The organism is Hymenobacter fodinae, assembly GCF_004745825.1.
In the GTDB taxonomy this organism is placed as follows: Bacteria; Bacteroidota; Bacteroidia; order Cytophagales; family Hymenobacteraceae; genus Hymenobacter; species Hymenobacter fodinae.
Genome location: NZ_SRLA01000003.1, coordinates 225955 through 242832, shown reverse-complemented (window position 1 = coordinate 242832; position 16878 = coordinate 225955). Strand labels below are relative to the sequence as shown.

Below are 16878 nucleotides of genomic sequence, written 5' to 3'. Positions count from 1 at the left end.
CCCTAAAACAAAACCGCCCGCTTTCTTCGGAAGGCGGGCGGTAGAATGAAGCAAGTCAGTATGTTACGAAGGGTCAGAGAGCATAGCTACCTGACGGCCGTAGTTATCAAAGATGCCCCCGGTTTTGCTAATGTACAGGCGGCGCTGTTGGCCATCCACTAACACGTAAGGGTAGTTGATACTCTCGGAACGAGTGATGCGGCCAACCACCTGCGCCGTGCGCTCTTCGGGGTCAATCTTCACCACGTTCAGGCGGTTGGTGAGATAGTACGGAATGTCGGGGTTGTTGCGGAAGGTAATCTTACCCAAGATGCTCACCGGCGAGGCGGAAGTAGCCACCGTCCGGACGGGCGCCGTGGCACGGTTAGCCAACACGGCTGGAGCAGCCGAAGGGGCAGCCACGCGGGCGCTGGCTAGAATTTGTTGGTTGGCACGCTGCCAGCCTTCCCCAATAGAGGTAAGGCGGGTGCTACGGCCGGGGTGGGTGGGCGAGGCCTCATCATCCGACACGACGGCCATAGCGGCCTGAGCCTGCGCTAAGCTGGCCCCCATTTTCCGGAGCACAAAGCCTGAAAACTCGTCGGCTTCCAGCTCGTCGGTAGGGTTAGAACCACCGGCCTTTAGCGTATGACCGTTGAGGTGGTGACCCATTTCGTGGGCTAAGATGCTGATACCGGCCCAGTCAGTGCGGCCAGCCCGGTTCACGGCTCCTACAAACTGCGGGTTGTATAGAAGATACCGCTTGCCGCCGTATACCACGGCCGCGGCGTTCTGAACTTCAGAAGTGGCGCGGAGCTCGAAGCGAGGCTTCAGGCCTACCACGTCGGTGATTTCACGCAGCACGTCGCGCTGACCACTGGCGGCCGACTGAGCCGAAGCCGACCCAACGGCCAGCCACAGAACCATCAGGTAGCTCGCAATCTGGCGATATAAACGGAATCGTTTCATGAAAATGTCCTATTGGAGTGTAGAAGCTAAAAGACAATAACCTTGCCGAAAATCGGTGCTGTCTTTTTGTGGTTGAAGGCGTTTTCTAGGATGCATATTCGATGGTTCAGTCACTTCTACGATGCCCGGTATAAGCAAGTAAAATGTTCTGAGAATATGCTGTTGTTATTTTTTAAACACAATTACAGGGTTGTCCGTTCCATCTATACGTTCTAGGCTACATAGCAGCTTATAAACGCAGGGTAAGGGTTTCGCTCTGCTCCACATACCACCCTTATACTTCTCAGTAACGCGCTGAGTTAGCAATGTAGTATGACCAAGTGCCGCCGCAGCTTCGACTGACAATCTGTCCAGCCGACGGCTTTCCATTCAGGGCTTTTTCTAACTTGGCCCCCCATTCCAACCAGCTCAGGCCTTCTGCCGTTACTGCTGCGTTTCTACAGTTACTGCTTTCTTTTCCTCGCTACTCTCATGTAGTAGCCTCAACCCAATCATCCGCATGAGTAATCTCACCATCCGCAGCCTCGCCGAGCTTCAGCAGTACGAAGGGCAGGAGCTGGGCGTCTCGGAGTTTTACACCATCACGCAGCAGCAAATCAACCAGTTCGCCGATGCTACCCTCGATCATCAATGGATTCATATCGATGCCGAGCGAGCCAAAACCGAGTCGCCCTTCCAGGCCACCATTGCCCACGGCTACCTTACAGTATCGTTGCTGCCCTACCTATGGTCGCAGATTGTGACTATTGAGAACCTGAAGATGCAGGTGAATTATGAAATTGAGAGCCTGCGCTTTAACCAAGCCGTTACGGTAGAAAGCGCCGTGCGGCTGCGGGCCAAGCTGCTGTCAGTGAAAGACCTGCGCGGCATTGCCAAGGCGCGCATTGAGGTAACGCTCGACATTCAGGATAGCAAAAAGCCAGCGTACACGGGCGTTATCACCTTTCTCTACCACTTCAACAGCTAGGCCAGTACATCAGCTCGGCAACAAAAAAGCCCGCCTGATAATCATCGGGTGGGCTTTTTTTGGTGGATATAGGTTAGGGCTACACCTTGGCCATGGTTTGGGCGGGTGCAATTTCGGCTTGAGGCCGTTCTCCAATTTGCTGCCGCCACATGGCGTAATACAAGCCTTTTTGCGCCAGCAACTCCTCATGACGCCCTTGCTCGGCAATGTTGCCTCGCTCTAATACAAAAATGCGGTCGGCGTGCAGAATGGTGCTGAGCCGGTGAGCAATCAGAATCGTCATGTGCTGCCTCGAGCCCGACAGTTCCCGCACCGTCTTGCCAATTTCTTCTTCCGTGAGCGAGTCAAGGGCCGAGGTAGCTTCATCAAACACCATGAGAGTAGGCTTGCGCAGCAGAGCACGGGCAATGCTAAGGCGCTGCTTCTCGCCCCCCGAGACTTTCACGCCGCCTTCTCCTAATACCGTATCCAGACCGAGTGGGGCCCGCGCCAGCAAGGTATGAGCGGCAGCCTGTCGCAAAGCCAGCAGGCACTCCTCGTCGGTGGCCTGGGGCGCCACGAAACGCAGGTTCTCCCGAATGGTGCCCGCAAACAGTTGGGTATCTTGGGTGACAAAGCCAATCTGTTCGCGCAGCTCATCGAGGTCGATGTCGGTGGCGGGAATGCCGTTATACAGAATTTGCCCGGAGAGGGGCGGGTACAGGCCTACCAGCAGCTTCACCAGTGTTGTTTTACCGGAGCCCGATGGTCCTACGAAGGCAATGGTCTCGCCGAGCTTAGTGCTGAAGGAAATATCCGAAAGGGCCGCGCCGGCGGCCGTAAGGTGCTTAAACGTAACGTGCTCAAACGCCAGGTTTTCAATGTGCGCCACCGATTTAGGCTGGGCGGGCTTTACATCTTTGGGCGTGTCCAGAATCTGCTGGAAGTTGCCGAGCGAAATTTCCGTCTCGCGGTAAATACCAATGATAGCCCCCAACTCCTGCAGCGGCCCGAAGATGGAGAAGGAGTAGATAAAGAACGAGAAAAACTCGCCTAGGCTGATGTGGTTCTGAACGCGCAGGTACAGCAGCAGTAGAATGATAATGTTACGCAGCAGATTCACAAACGTGCCCTGCACGAACGATAAGGAGCGGAGGTAGCGGACCTTGCGCAGCTCTAGCTTCAGAATCTTATCGGTGATGCCATTCAAGCGCTGGGTTTCTTGCTGGGCTAGGCCTAGGCTTTTAATGAGCTCAATGTTGCGCAGGCTTTCAGTAGTAGAGCCCGCTAAAGCCGTCGTCTCGGCTACAATTGTTTTCTGAATAACCTTGATACGCTTGCTGAGAAAATAGCTCAAAATGCCCAGCAGCGGAATAGTCAGGAAGTACCCTACCGCAATAGGCCAGTACACCGTAATAGCGTACCACATCACGAAGGTGATGCCCACAATGGCCGTAAATATTACGTTTACAAAGCTCTGAATAAGCTTCTCTACATCAATACGTACCTTCTGGAGCCGACCCAGGGTTTCGCCCGAGCGCTGGTCTTCAAACACTTGGTAGGGCAGGTCGAGGGAGTGACGTAGCCCATCGGAGTACATGCGGGCCCCCAGCCGCTGGGTGATAACGTTGACGTAGTAGTCCTGGAAGTTTTTGGCAATACGTGACACCATCGCTACACCCAGCATCATACCAATGTAGGGCGCCGCTTCCCGGAAAAAGGGCCAAAAGGGCACCAAATGTAGGCCACTTAGGCCACCATCCTTCGGCACAAAGTGGTCGACCAGCCGCCGGAATAGGTAGGGGTCGAGGAGGGAGAAAACCTGGTTGATGGCGGCCAGCAATAACGCCAGGATCAGCAGACCCCAGTAGTTACGCAGGTAACCGTAAAGCAATTTCATAGAAGAGAGAGGAGAGATTCAGATGATAAGCGCCGCGGTGGCAGAAAGTTTTAAAGGAATTGATCTATATCCTAACTGCCTGTGCTCCGCCGATGCTAAACATCTGTCTGTAAGCCTATCCTAATTCGAAGCGAAGAGTGCTTTCCGAGCAGCTTGTAGCTTGAGCAGCATGGGGAGCCACCTCCCTCGTTATCTAAGCGGTAGCCTCGCCGGCGGTGCTAGCTACTAGGCGGGTGCTTCCTGGTACCATGACCGGCACGGTGGGCCCGGGGGTATCGTGTAGGGCCAGCAGGTGCGAAACCACGGGGGGCTCTGGCCCCTGATGAAATTGGCGCGCCTGCTTTTTCAGGGTGTCCTCATCCTGGCCTACGCCGCGCTCGTGCTGCTGGGCATGTTCCTCCCACGATTCTACCATAAAATACTCTACCAATCGGGTGGGGTCGGCCATATCGGCGTAAGTACCCACCCGGATAGCGCCCTCCCGGCGCCGGATGCGAGCCAACTGCTCCATGATACCCAGAAAGGCGCGTTGGTCGGCGGGGGCTACCCGGTAGATGGTCGTAATAATGACTGGGCCTTCATTGGGAATTGGGTCTAGCGCCAGCACGGGTTCTATGCGAGGGCGGGCAGGAGTGAAGTCCAGGTCGTCGCCGTTGCGTAAGGAGAATCGGAACACCAGTAAGGTGCTGAGTAAAAGCCAAGTGGCTGCTCCAGCCAGGGCCGGGGCTAAGCCCAGGCGCTCGGCCACCGAGCCCCACACTACGCTACCCAGGGCCATACCACCCTGAATGGTAAGCAAGTACAGGCTGATGGTGCGGGCCTGCACCCAGCGCGGCACCACCGTTTGCACCCCCACGCTGAAGGAGTTGAGTACCAACATCCAGGCAAGCCCCACTAGCGTGAGCAGCCCATACAGCACCCAGTGATTATCAACGAAAGCCAAGCCACCTAGGCCACTGGCAAACGCAATTGTAGCCAGCGTAACGCGGGCATTAATGTTCAGGCGCTGATTAAGCCGAGGTAGAATAAAGGCCCCAATTACGGCCCCCAAGCCCATACAGGAAAGCAACAGCGAGTAGAAGGAAGTAGGCTCTTGCAGGCGGCGGGCCACCACGGCCGGCATTAGAGCAAACAAGGCACTGGCCCCGAAGGTGAAGCTGACACCTCGTACCAAAATATTTTGCACCGGCGGCGCAAAGCGGGCATACCGAATACCCCCACGGATAGCCGCTAGAATTCGTTCTCCGGCCAGGGCCGAGGTAGCCTGTGGGGCCCGTTTCCAGCTCCAGACCATGTAAATGGTGGCCACAAACGAGATACCGTTCAGCATGAACGCCGCCCCCGAGGAGAAATAGCCAATGACCAAGCCACCTAACGCGGGCCCAAAGGCGCGGGCCAAGTTGAAGCTCACGCTGTTCAGGGCAATGGCCTGCGGTAGCTCAGTGCGGGGCACTAGTTCCGGCGTAACGGTTTGCCACACGGGGTTATTAAGGGCGCCGCCTAGGCCTAGCAGGAAGGTAAGCGTCAGCAGCAGCCAGGGTGTGGTGTACCCCAGCAGCGTTACCGTGGCCAGCAATAGGGCCGTAACTGCCATCCAGGTTTGGGTAAGCAGCAGCATCTTGCGCCGGTCAACTAAATCGGCAAGAGCGCCTGCGGGCAGACTCAGCAGAAATACCGGCAGCGCCGAGGCGGTCTGGAGTAGGGCTACCAGCACTGGCGAGGGCGTGAGTTGGGTCATCAGTCCCACCGCCCCTACATTCTGCATCCAAGTGCCAATGTTCGACACAAAAGACGCAATCCACAGCATCCGAAAAAACGGAATCTTGAGCGGCGTGAAGGGAGATGCAGCAGTGGACGGTGTAGGAGTAGTAACAGGCGCAGACATAGGGCGGAGGGGCGAGTAGGGGGGTAGTGGCCTAGGCCACTCTACATGAGCAATACTGCCGTACGTACGCAAGCGCCCGTAAACTGATAAGCTCACAAGGGCATCCAGCGCCAGAGAGTGGCCTAGCCATCAAAAAAACAGCTCCGGTTAAGTACCAGAGCTGTTGTTAGGAAATAAGAAAATTGTGCTTATAAACGTAGTCCGATGCCTGGCCCTAGCAGAATAAAAGGTACGCCTTTGCCTAGCAAAAAGCCCCCACCCAGGTACAGCGGAAACGTTAGCTTGGCGTCGCTCCGAGTAGGATAGATAGAACCCAGAATAACGATGCCCAGATCCCGATTAGCCTCTTCATTACTGCTTCTAGTGAGGTTGAACGCATTGAGCGCCACAAAGCCTGCACCTATTTTATAAGGTCGTAATTTATTGATCTTGTTAGGGTTATAGAAGCTAAACTGACCTAGCATAGCTAGTGAGATACCCCCAAAGGAAGTGTAGCTAGATTCATTTTTATATTTAGTGAGTAGGCCACCAGGAAAACTAACGTCGATGTCAAACTTCACACGACGCTGCAATACCAACTCCAGACGCTGCGTGAAGCCGGGCTCCTGGTACTGGCTTTGGGTGTGCTTAACCGTAATGAGAATTTTGCTCCAGTCGTCGAGGTCATACGTTTTGCGGGAGCTAAGTAGGTTGTTAAGGCTCAGGTTACCTACCTGGCACTGTTTGTCTTGGTAGAACGCTGCCCGCACCGAGTTGCCGTCGGGGCAAACTACTACGTTCTCCACTGTGCGCATTTCAATCAGGTCGCCTTTGGCGTTCTGTGTGCGAATCTCAAAGGTCAGATATTGCTTGCCGTAGAGCTGCTGATCTGAGTCAATGGCTCCTGAGTTGAAGCTGAACACCACGTCCCGGATGGTTTGGTCATAGAGGATTGGGCCGTTCAGGCGCGTGACTGGCCTAGGTGCCTCCCCAAAGGTCACGCCCACAAAGTCGAGGGGGTGGGGGCGCTGGAACTCCCGCACCGGCAAGCCAAATCCAGTAGGCTGGCCCGCATTAAAAATGGTGATGCGCTTCTTGTCGATGGTAATGGGCACCTGAATACGGTACACTACCGAGGCATCAGAGCGGATACTGGAGTCGGAGGGAATGACCTGCACATCCTCAAAGTGAAACCGCGCCCTCGACAACGATTCTCCGTCCAGGCGTACATCTACGGTTTCGCCGGGGTTCACGGTGGTATTAGAGTTCCAGTCGCCGCCACGGTGGCGCACGCTCACGCTCGTGATGTTGGTTTTGGGCGAGATGTTGAAGTTGGTGATGTACTTGGCCTGGTCGTTTTCCTTGATGTAGAGGTAGCTGTCTGTCTGGCGGTGCAGGTTATACACCCGTAGCCAGCACAGCACCCGGTCGTTGGTGAGGTATTGACGGGTAAACAGCTCGGCAATCAGAGCGCCACCGGCTTCCTCCTGTCCCTCAATTCGATAAGTCTTCTTTAGGTCGAAAGTGCGACCGTTGTCCAGAATCAGTTCCACGCCTTTCATGCGGGAAGCATCGTCCAAGGTCAGTTCCTTTTTATCAACGCTCAGGAACCGCAGGCGAGAGGCCTTAACTGTAAACTCCTGCCGAATAGGCGGCAGCGCGTAGCTTACCCGGCGGTTGTTATCGGTCAGGAAGGGGCGCTCCGTTTGGGGGCGCAGAGTGAGCAGGCGCGTGCCTAGGGCATTGGGGAGCACGTGCAGACGCAGGTTACCGTTTTCTTGGTCGAGGCGGTAATCAATGTCCTGGCCTTTCGTCCATTCCGGGGAGAGGCGGATGTTCTTGGGGTAGTTGCTGGCGAGAGTAAAGACTTTCTCTTCCCCGATGAACAGTTCCGTGTCGGCAGGGCGGAAATCAAGCGTGGTGCGCGTAACCGGCAGCAGGTTGATGGTTTGCGTTAGGGGCGCCTGACCTGCTGAATCGGCGGGTTGGCGAAACGTAAAGCGCAAGAAACGAGAGGCGCCCAGGTCTTTGAAGCGCAACTTAGCCCGCAGGTACTGTCCACCCTCCGCGGGCATGAGTGAATCAAGCAGGGTGAAATCCGCGGAGCGAACCAGCCGCAACGAGGCCACCCGCCGCAGGTCTTGCGGGTAAACCTGTAGCTCGGCCGTTTCGTCGTCTTGACGGTAGTAGAAGTAGAGGTTGGGCTCATTCTGCACCAGCACCGAGTTGCGGCTCAACGAGTAGCGGGTGGTGTCGGTACGCAGGCTCAGGTCGCGAATGAGCACAGGGCTCTGGGCAGAAGCGCTAAAAGCGCAGAGAAGCAGCAGACTTGCGGCTAGGGCACACAAGCTGCGGAACCGGGTAAAGTGCAGCACAGCAAACAAAAGAAACACAGCCTCCGAACCCCCCGAAGGCGCGGCAAAGGTACAGCCCCCGCCCAGCCTTCCGAATACTTAGCTATGGTTTTTCCAGTAAGGGTTGGATTTGGGATGTTTCTTTCTTTTCCGCCGGTGTACCGTATAAACCTCCTATGAAAAGACCACACATAATCTGCCACATGATGTCCACGGTGGATGGGAAGATCCTGTCCGCTAACTGGAAGGATGAGAACCTCACCAACACCTATGCTGGCTACTTCGAGAAATACCACGAGACGTTTACCAGCCAAGCCTGGATGTGCGGGCGCATTACTATGGAGCGCGACTTCTCGGGTGGCGTGCAGCCAGCGCCCCAGGCACCCCCGCAGCCCATTCCTCGGCAACCGTTTATTGGTAATAAAGACGCTACTTCCTTCGCCATTGCCGTTGATGCACACGGCAAGCTAGGCTGGGACTCTAATGAGACGGGCGGCGACCATATTATTGAGGTGCTAACCGAGCAAGTAAGCGACGACTACCTGTATTACTTGCAGCAAAAAAAGATTTCCTACCTGTTTGGCGGGGAGAAAGAGCTTGATTTTGCTCGCGTGGTAGAGCAGCTGGCCGATTTGTTTCCCATTGAAACCCTTATGCTGGAAGGCGGCGGCCACCTGAACGGCTCTTTATTAAACGCCGGACTCATCGACGAGCTAAGTCTGCTGCTGCTGCCTATGGCCGACGGTACGCCCAACTCACCAACCACCTTCGAGGTAAGCGACTACCTGACCAAAGGCCCTGCCACCCGGCTGCACCTCACGCAGGTACAGCAGCTAGACAACGATGTAGTATGGCTGAAATACCGCTTCAACCACTAAGGCAGCGGTAATAGATCTGTCAAACACCAGCAGGTGTAAAAACAAAGAAGCCTTCTGCAGTCTGCAGAAGGCTTCTTTTGTAGTCCGTAGGGGAATCGAACCCCTGTTGGTAGAATGAAAATCTACTGTCCTAACCCCTAGACGAACGGACCAGTTAACACGGAGCGTTTTCCGTTTTGGTGGTGCAAAGATACAGCTGGCTTACTTCAGCGCAATACCTGGCTGATAAATTTTTTGTGTAAATACGGTAAGTGCTGCAGAATCAGGTGGATTTATTTTTTTTGGTTCGGCGCTTGTCCCACCAGATGTAGCCGCCAAACAGCAGCAAGCTTACGCCCGTGACCCATAACAGCCCAGTTTTGAGGCGCTGGCTATTCTCACCTAAGTAGGCCAGCAGAGCAATTAACGGTACAACCCCGGCCACCGTAGCGGTGATAAACTTCAGGTAGCCCATGCGCGCCAGCCCCGCCACAAAGCTGATGGCATCATCGGAAAGGGCGGGGGAGAGGCGGGCAATAACTACGGCCCACACCCCATAGCGCTGCACTATATCAATCATTTTGCGCTCAGCTTTCTGGCCGAGCACCTTGGCCACAAAGCTTTCCCCCAGCAGGTGGCCTAGCCCATACCCAACTGACGAAGCTAACACTACGCCCACTAAGGCCAGCAAAGAGCCCCACCAAGGCCCATAGGCCAGTATAGCCACCAGAATTAGCAGCACAACATTTATGACGAACAAAAACATTTGCACCACCATGGCTAGCACCAGTACAATAGGCCCCCAGAACCCAAATTGGTGCATCCACGTGGAAATTCGCTCCTGCTCGCCGCTACTAAGCACGTCGTAGGCCTCTCGAATGGCCGCTTGGAATGCGGGCCAGAAAAACCAGCAGGCTAGTAGCGCAGCCACCAGCACTATGGAGCCATAGAGCGGGGTCCGGCTACTGCGTTTTGGGGCGGTGGCCGCCTGAGTGGTAGTGGATGTCAAAACGGAAGGTGTGGTTAAAATAGGGCGGATAAGGTCTCTGCAATTGGCATACGCAGCATCTGGCCCGAAGGCTACGGCAACCCCAGCGCCGTCAAAGGGGTACTAGCTACTTCAGACCGTGCCGCCGCGCCCCGTGGTGGCCCCGCCTCCAACTCATTCCTCTGATGACAAAGCATACCTACGACCTGGGCCTGATTGGCAACTGTGCCTTTCTGGGGCTGATTGGGAAAGATACCGCCGTGCGCTGGCTCTGCTGGCCCCGTTTCGACAGCAGCTTCGTGTTTGGCAGTTTGCTCGACTCTAAGAAAGGCGGCGAGTACCGCATTAGCCCCGCCGAGGGCAGCTTCGAGTCGCACCAGTACTACCTGCACAACACCAACGTGCTCTGCACCGAAATCACTACGGAGAGCGGCAGTTACCGCGTCACGGACTTTGCCCCGCGCTTTCCGCAGTATGAGCGCTACTACAAGCCCCTGATGTTTATCCGGAAAGTGGAGCCCATTACCGGTACGCCCCGGATTCGGGTGGCCTGCCAGCCCGTAGGCCAGTACGGGGCCCTACAGCTCAGCCGCCGGCGCAGTTCCAACCACATTGCCTTCCTAGGCCTAGAGGAAGAAATTCGCCTGACCACGAATATTCCGCTGACGTATATTCTCGATGAGGAGGACTTCGTGTTGAACGAAACGAAGTATTTGGTGCTAACCTATGGCGCGCCCCTGGAAGCTCCCTTAGAAAGCACCGCCGAGCGGTTCCTGCTTTCTACCATCGACTACTGGCGCAAGTGGGTGAAGAGCACCAGCATCAGCAGCTTCCACCAGAGCCAGGTGATTCGCTCGGCGCTGGCCCTTAAGATTCACCAGTATGAGGACACCGGAGCCATTATTGCGGCCAGCACTACATCATTGCCGGAGGCGCCCGGCAGTACCCGCAACTGGGACTACCGCTACTGCTGGATGCGCGACACCTACTACATTCTCACGGCCTTCAACAATATTGGCCACTTCGAGGAGATGGAGCGCTATTTCCACTACATCGCCAACATTTCCAGCAAGATCAAAGGCAAATATCAGCCGCTCTATGGTATCAGTGGAGCTTCAGATCTGATTGAGCAAGAGCTGGATTTAGAAGGTTACCTCGGCAACCAACCCGTGCGCATCGGCAACGACGCCTACACGCATATTCAGAACGACGTGTACGGGCAAGTACTGGTGGCACTGCTGCCCTTGTATGTCGACTGCCGCTTCCTTGACCCCGACAAGAACAACCCCGAAAAGCTCATCTACGAGGCCCTGCACCTGATTCAGGCCACCATGGATCAGCCCGACGCTGGCCTATGGGAGTTCCGCAACTTGGCCCAGTACCACTGCTACACCTACCTGTTTCATTGGGCTGGCAGCCACGCCGCCAAGCAGGTTGCGCACAGCCTCGGCAACACCGAGATGGAAGCCTTAGCTACCAAGCTCATGCACGAGGCTCGCAACCGCATTGAGCAGTGCTTTAGTCAGGAGCGACAGGCCTACACCAACGCCATTGGCTCGCCCCACCTCGATGCCAGTACCATGCAGCTCATTCTGATGGGCTACCTCGACCCGGCTTCCGAAATTGCCAAAACCCACCTTGAAGCGCTGGAGAAGGAGCTCAAAACTCCCGAAGGCCTGTTCTACCGTTACCGCCACGCCGACGACTTTGGCACCCCCGAAACCACGTTCCTGATTTGCTCTTTCTGGTACGTGGAGGCGCTGGCCTGCGTGGGTCGCGTTGATGAGGCCATTGTTGAGTTCGAGAAGCTCACCACCTACACCAACCATCTAGGCCTGCTCTCCGAGGACGTAGACGCCAAAACTGGTTCGCAGTGGGGAAACTTCCCCCAGGCCTACAGCCACGTAGGCCTCGTAAATGCCGCTTACCGCATTGCTAAAAAGCTTGATAAGCCAAACTTCGTTTCGGGGCCAGCTGCCACGGCGTAATACTATATTTTGCATAAAAAAAGCCCTCTTGCAGTGCTGCAAAAGGGCTTTTTCGATTATTGTAGTACCGCTAGAGCAGGCTGCGTAACAGCTTCCGTACATCGTTGGTGGAGCCTACGTGGTAGCGGGCCAACGAACGGGTGCCCGTTCCAACTTTGATAGTGTAGGCCTCCGGCGGCATGGCGCCAAACGTGTCTTCGTCGGTGCGGTCGTCGCCGATGGCCAGCACAAAGCCCGGAGTGTATTGGCTGACCCAGCGGGCTGCGGCACTGCCCTTATGAATACCAGCCGTCTTTATTTCTACCACTTTATTGCCTTCCAGCACCTGCAGGTCGGTGTTGGAGGTTAGGAAGGTGAGGTGGCTCAGGAGCTCCCGCGTCCGGACGGCTGCCAGTTCGCTGTCGGCGCGGCGGTAGTGCCACACTAGCGAGTACTCTTTGTCTTCAATGAAGGAGCCGGCGGTACGGGCCACGTACGTTTCCAGAATTGGGCGTATTTCGGTTTTCCAGTCGTTGCGCAGGGCCTGGAACATGTGCCAGTCTTCACCAGCGCTGCGCAGCCAGACGCCGTGCTCGGCAATGAAATCAAGCGGTAAGTGGCCTAGCCACCCTTGCAGCGTAGTCCGGTCGCGGCCACTGATAATTACCACCCGGTTTTTGGGATTGGCCGTGAGTGCCTGTAGCAGAAACAGCATCTCGGGGTCGGGCTTGGCGCGCTGGGGTTGAGGGTTGAACGGGGCCAAGGTGCCATCGTAATCCAATAGCAGCAGGCGCTGATCGGCGGCCTCAAACTCCTTGTGCAACTGCTCCAGCACCGGGGCATCCAGGGTTTCGGTGGCCATAGTAAGCTGCTTGATCTTGCTGTAGGCCAGTCGGTCCATAAACAGTTTAGTCCAGGCAAACACGTCATACTGCCGCACCAGGGCCTGCATGGCCGTCATGCGCTGGGCCTGTTCCTCTTCAGGCATCACCAAGGCATCGTGCATCGACTCGGCTAGTTGCCCGGTGTCAGTCGGGTTGATGATGAGAGCATCGGAAAGCTCCCGGGCAGCCCCGGCCCGCTCACTCAGAATCAGCACCCCACGCTGGTTTACTTTGCTGGCAATGAACTCCTTGGCTACCAGATTCATGCCGTCGCGCATGGGCGTCACCAGGGCTACTTCGGCCAAGCGATAGAGCGCCACCAGCTCTTCTAGCGGGAAGGAGCGGTAGAAATAGTGAATGGGGTTCCAACTGATAGTGCGGTATTGCGCATTGATGCGACCCACTAATTCGTCAATTTCTTCTTTGAGGGCCGCGTACTGCGGAACCTGGTCGCGGGAGGGCACCACCAGCATTACTAGGCTCACCTGCTCCCGCCACTCGGGGTAGCGCTGCAGCAGCAACTCAAAGGCCCGTAGGCGCTGAGCAATACCCTTGGTGTAGTCGAGACGGTCGATGGAAAGAATAACCCGGGCTTCCCGCAGGGCTTCGCGGTACTCCTGCTCGTGGCGCTGGGCGGTTTCGGAAGAGGCCGTCTGCTCGTAGCGTTGGTAATCGATGCCCATGGGGAAGGCATCGACGAGCACCGTCCGGGTAGGAGTTTCAACTTGCCCGTTCTGATTGGCAATGCCTAAGATCTGCGATACTGCGCTGAGAAAGTGGCGCATATACCCGAAGGTGTGGAAACCAATTAGGTCGGCGCCCAGCATGCCGCGCAGCAGTTCCGCCCGCCAGGGCAGCACCCGAATCAGCTCATGCGAAGGGAAAGGAATGTGCAGGAAGAAGCCAATGGTGCAGTCGGGCCGCTCCCGCCGGAGCATTTCGGGCAGCAGCAGCAACTGGTAGTCGTGCACCCAAATGGTATCGTCGGGGCCGGCCATTTCCAGCACGGCCCGGCAGAATTTCTCGTTCACGGCCACGTAGGCCTCCCAGTGTTCCTGCTCGTAGGTGGCGTACTGCGGAAAATAGTGGAAAGTAGGCCAGAGTGTGGAGTTGCTGAAGCCTTCGTAAAAATCCCGGATTTCGCTTTCGGTCAGGAATACCGGGGCCATGCTATCGGCCCGAAGCTGCTCGGCAATGTATTCCTCCTCCTCAGTGGTCTCTACGAATAGCCCTGGCCAGCCTACCCACACGTTGCCGTCTTCCCGATAGATAGAGCCTAGGCCAGTAGCCAGCCCGCCTTCGCTGGGCTGAAAGGTGAGGCTTTCTTCAGTACGCTGGACTTTTGTAGGGAGACGGTTGGAAACAATAATCGTTCGGGACATGCCTTTGATAAATGGTAAACTCTCAAGCTTACGGGAGAAAGCAGGGTTTAGCCATTATTTTTTTGCCGTCTTTTTACGACCATGCGCACAAGTAGGTGCTCTGACAAAGCCAATGAGTAGTCATCCTCGTTTTATAACTAGCTGATGGCGGCTGTTTTGTCCATGCGTCCCAAGTGGGTGTCATGAAAAGTGGTGCTGTATTTCAGGCCGTAGCCCAGCAGCCGATCGAAGGCGCTGTGAAAGAGGAGTACTGTGCCAGCGAGTAGGAGTAGCGGCTGCGCCAATAACCAACCCGCTAGGCCTACCGTTAAGGCCAGCGCCTTATGGTGAGCTAAGTTGTAACAAATAGCCCCGACCCGCGGCCCGGCCAGGTACCCTAGCATGCTCAGATCAGGGAGCAGAAATAGGGAAGGGAGCCACCACCACGCGTAAGGGAGGTAAGAAAACACCAGGGCGGCGGCTACCATTTCGGCCAGCTCTTCTAGTTTCAAGAGGTTTTTCATGACGCTGGAGCGGTTAATTGTACCACTCAAAGGTCAGGCACCTGCTCTCCGAAAGTCGTTAACAAACGCTAAGAAATACGGCTGGACTCCTCCGCCTGCACCCGTGCCCGAATTCGGCTCAACGATACCGGTGTCACGCCCAGATAGGAGGCAATGTAGTGCTGAGGAATGCGCTCCAAGATTTTGGTTTTGTGGCTGCGGAGCAGAGCTTGGTAGCGTTGTTCAGGGCTCAGCAGCAACAGTTCTGCCAGGCGGGCGTCGGTGCCTAATAAGAGGTATTCGGCTATTTTCCGGCCGAAGCGCTCATACGCGGGCCACTCCTCATATAAGCGCTCCAGCACCGCGTAAGGGAAGGTGATAAGTTCCAGGGGCGAAAGAGCCTGAATACTAAAGGCGGTGGGCTGCCCCGTGAGGCAGCTCTGGTAAGCGCCCATCAAATGGTTTTCGAAGAAGAAGTAAGTTGTCTTCTCTTCGCCATCGGGGCGAGTATAGAACAAGCGGCTGGCACCCGAAACCACCAAGGCCAGTTCTGAAGCGTGGGTGCCTTGCCTTACGAAATAGCCCTTCCGCGGAATGTGTTTCGTGACCAGCACGGCCGCCAGTGGCTCCCATTCCGCATCGGTGAGCGGAACAAAGCGGTGAATGTAGGCGCGAAGCGGATGCATAGCCCAAGATAGTAGCTGCCGGGGAGCTGCGCTACCAGCGCAAAAAGAAAAACCCGCTCGTCGGGGGCAACGAGCGGGTTTCAAGAAGTTACCAAAACGACTGGCGAGTAGTCCGTAGGGGAATCGAACCCCTGTTGGTAGAATGAAAATCTACTGTCCTAACCCCTAGACGAACGGACCATGTTACGCGGCCTTGTTTCGTTTTGATGGTGCAAAGATACAGCCCGCCCGGTTCAGCGCAAGAGCTGGTAGAAAGAAAAATACGTTGCGAAGAAAAACAAGCTGATTTTCAGCTTGAAAATTTTTCAAACCGTTTGACAGCGGGCTTGGTTTGTATCTGATTTGGCGAAGTACCCCGAGCCCGTTACCTTCGCCACGCGTTTTCACCCGGCCCCTCGGGACCGACAACCTTCCCATTTCCCCAACAACTATGGCTAAAATCAAAGTTGCCATCAACGGCTTCGGCCGGATTGGCCGCCTGACGTTCAAGGCGCTGCTGCAGCGCGAGAACGTAGAGGTAGTAGCAATCAACGACCTGACGGACAACAAAACGCTGGCGCACCTGCTCAAGTTTGACTCGGTACACGGCCGTTTCAACGGTACCGTGGCCTACGACGAGCAGAGCCTGACTGTAAATGGTCAGCGCATTGCCGCTCTGGCCGAGCGCGACCCCAAGCTGTTGCCCTGGGGCGACATGGGCATCGACGTAGTGCTGGAATCAACGGGCCGCTTCGTGGACGAGGCGGGCGCTGGTCAGCACCTCACCGCTGGCGCTAAAAAAGTAGTAATCTCGGCTCCGGCTACCGGCAACATCCCGACGGTAGTACTGGGCGTTAACGAAGACATCCTGACTGGCGAGGAAACCATCCTCTCCAACGCTTCGTGCACCACCAACTGCCTGGCCCCCATGGCCAAGGTGTTGGATGATGCGTTCGGCATTGAGAAGGGCTACATCACCACGGTGCACGCTTATACCTCTGACCAGAACCTGCAGGACGCGCCGCACAAAGACCTGCGTCGTGCTCGTGCTGCTGCCTACAGCATCATCCCCACCAGCACTGGTGCTGCCAAGGCTGTAGGCCTGGTGCTGCCCCAGCTTAAGGGCAAGCTGGATGGTATCGCCATGCGCGTTCCAATTCCAGACGGTTCTACCACTGACCTGACCGTTATTCTGAAGCAGGAAGTAACTAAGGAGCAAATCAACGAGGCCGTGAAGGCTGCCGCTGAAGGCGAGCTGAAAGGCATCCTGGAGTACAGCACCGATCCGCTGGTGAGCATCGACATCGTGGGCAACCCCCACTCGTGCATTTTCGACTCGCAGCTGACTTCGGCCAACGGTACCCTGGTGAAAGTAGTAGGCTGGTACGACAACGAAACCGGTTACTCTACCCGCACCGCCGACCTCATCCAGAAGCTGGGCGAGAAAATGAACGGCTAAGCCTTCGGGTTTACATTTTGAAAACAGCCTGCCTGAGCAATCGGGCAGGCTGTTTTTATGTGTTGGTTCCAAGCAAGTACTGCTAAACCCAGTTATAATTTCAAGCAGAGTAGGGGCTTTGTGCTACTCAAGACAGCTCCTAGACCAGTGGTGCCTTACCGAAGTAGCCTTTGTGGCTGTCC

The 16878-nt window shown here is 55.9% G+C and carries 12 protein-coding genes and 2 tRNA genes; 4 read left to right on the top strand and 10 right to left on the bottom strand.

Annotated elements, in window-relative coordinates:
- Window positions 1-63 precede the first annotated feature (63 nt).
- Complete coding sequence (locus tag EU556_RS14970; protein WP_135434958.1) at window positions 64-948, bottom strand: M48 family metalloprotease; 885 nt, start codon at window positions 946-948, stop codon at window positions 64-66.
- Between the two features lie 499 nt (window positions 949-1447).
- On the opposite strand from EU556_RS14970, the gene EU556_RS14965 reads away from it, so the two are divergent.
- Window positions 1448-1915, top strand: coding sequence for a MaoC family dehydratase (locus tag EU556_RS14965; protein WP_135434957.1), 468 nt, complete (start codon window positions 1448-1450; stop codon window positions 1913-1915).
- Window positions 1916-1994: 79 nt separating this feature from the next.
- Here the strand turns inward: EU556_RS14965 and EU556_RS14960 are convergent, their stop codons facing one another.
- From EU556_RS14960 to EU556_RS14950, 3 genes are all read right to left on the bottom strand, one after another.
- Window positions 1995-3794, bottom strand: coding sequence for an ABC transporter ATP-binding protein (locus EU556_RS14960; protein ID WP_135434956.1), 1800 nt, complete (start codon window positions 3792-3794; stop codon window positions 1995-1997).
- 193 nt (window positions 3795-3987) lie between these two features.
- Complete coding sequence (locus EU556_RS14955; protein WP_135434955.1) at window positions 3988-5679, bottom strand: MFS transporter; 1692 nt, start codon at window positions 5677-5679, stop codon at window positions 3988-3990.
- 188 nt (window positions 5680-5867) lie between these two features.
- Entirely contained in the window at window positions 5868-7943 is a 2076-nt protein-coding gene (locus EU556_RS14950) for a hypothetical protein (RefSeq protein ID WP_135434954.1), read from the bottom strand.
- A gap of 245 nt (window positions 7944-8188) precedes the next feature.
- Here EU556_RS14950 and EU556_RS14945 point away from each other — a divergent pair, with 245 nt between their 5' ends.
- A complete protein-coding gene (locus EU556_RS14945) occupies window positions 8189-8890 on the top strand; it encodes a dihydrofolate reductase family protein (RefSeq protein WP_135434953.1) in 702 nt (233 codons plus the stop codon).
- A gap of 80 nt (window positions 8891-8970) precedes the next feature.
- Here EU556_RS14945 and EU556_RS14940 read toward each other — a convergent pair.
- A tRNA-Glu gene (locus EU556_RS14940) sits at window positions 8971-9042 on the bottom strand.
- A gap of 110 nt (window positions 9043-9152) precedes the next feature.
- Entirely contained in the window at window positions 9153-9878 is a 726-nt protein-coding gene (locus EU556_RS14935; protein WP_135434952.1) for a TVP38/TMEM64 family protein, read from the bottom strand.
- A 164-nt stretch (window positions 9879-10042) separates the two neighbouring features.
- Between EU556_RS14935 and EU556_RS14930 the strand changes: the two genes are divergently transcribed.
- Window positions 10043-11845 (top strand): glycoside hydrolase family 15 protein, encoded by a 1803-nt coding sequence (locus EU556_RS14930; RefSeq protein WP_135434951.1) that lies wholly within the window; start codon window positions 10043-10045, stop codon window positions 11843-11845.
- A gap of 70 nt (window positions 11846-11915) precedes the next feature.
- Here EU556_RS14930 and EU556_RS14925 read toward each other — a convergent pair whose 3' ends face one another.
- From EU556_RS14925 to EU556_RS14910, 4 genes are all read right to left on the bottom strand, one after another.
- A complete protein-coding gene (locus EU556_RS14925; protein WP_135434950.1) occupies window positions 11916-14090 on the bottom strand; it encodes a bifunctional alpha,alpha-trehalose-phosphate synthase (UDP-forming)/trehalose-phosphatase in 2175 nt (724 codons plus the stop codon).
- A gap of 137 nt (window positions 14091-14227) precedes the next feature.
- Window positions 14228-14593, bottom strand: a complete 366-nt coding sequence (locus EU556_RS14920) for a DUF4260 domain-containing protein (protein ID WP_135434949.1) — start codon at window positions 14591-14593, stop codon at window positions 14228-14230.
- 68 nt (window positions 14594-14661) lie between these two features.
- Complete coding sequence (locus EU556_RS14915; RefSeq protein WP_135434948.1) at window positions 14662-15258, bottom strand: Crp/Fnr family transcriptional regulator; 597 nt, start codon at window positions 15256-15258, stop codon at window positions 14662-14664.
- Window positions 15259-15366: 108 nt separating this feature from the next.
- Window positions 15367-15438, bottom strand: a tRNA-Glu gene (locus EU556_RS14910).
- Between the two features lie 250 nt (window positions 15439-15688).
- On the opposite strand from EU556_RS14910, the gene gap reads away from it, so the two are divergent.
- Complete coding sequence (gap, locus tag EU556_RS14905; protein ID WP_135434947.1) at window positions 15689-16696, top strand: type I glyceraldehyde-3-phosphate dehydrogenase; 1008 nt, start codon at window positions 15689-15691, stop codon at window positions 16694-16696.
- The last annotated feature ends 182 nt before the right edge of the window (window positions 16697-16878 follow it).

Coding starts and splice junctions, on each gene's coding strand:
- EU556_RS14915 (WP_135434948.1), bottom strand. CDS start 15,258: ATGCATCCGCTTCGCGCCTACATTCACCGCTTTGTTCCGCTCACCGAT.
- EU556_RS14930 (WP_135434951.1), top strand. CDS start 10,043: ATGACAAAGCATACCTACGACCTGGGCCTGATTGGCAACTGTGCCTTT.
- EU556_RS14970 (WP_135434958.1), bottom strand. CDS start 948: ATGAAACGATTCCGTTTATATCGCCAGATTGCGAGCTACCTGATGGTT.
- EU556_RS14965 (WP_135434957.1), top strand. CDS start 1,448: ATGAGTAATCTCACCATCCGCAGCCTCGCCGAGCTTCAGCAGTACGAA.
- EU556_RS14945 (WP_135434953.1), top strand. CDS start 8,189: ATGAAAAGACCACACATAATCTGCCACATGATGTCCACGGTGGATGGG.
- EU556_RS14920 (WP_135434949.1), bottom strand. CDS start 14,593: ATGAAAAACCTCTTGAAACTAGAAGAGCTGGCCGAAATGGTAGCCGCC.
- EU556_RS14960 (WP_135434956.1), bottom strand. CDS start 3,794: ATGAAATTGCTTTACGGTTACCTGCGTAACTACTGGGGTCTGCTGATC.
- EU556_RS14925 (WP_135434950.1), bottom strand. CDS start 14,090: ATGTCCCGAACGATTATTGTTTCCAACCGTCTCCCTACAAAAGTCCAG.
- EU556_RS14955 (WP_135434955.1), bottom strand. CDS start 5,679: ATGTCTGCGCCTGTTACTACTCCTACACCGTCCACTGCTGCATCTCCC.
- gap (WP_135434947.1), top strand. CDS start 15,689: ATGGCTAAAATCAAAGTTGCCATCAACGGCTTCGGCCGGATTGGCCGC.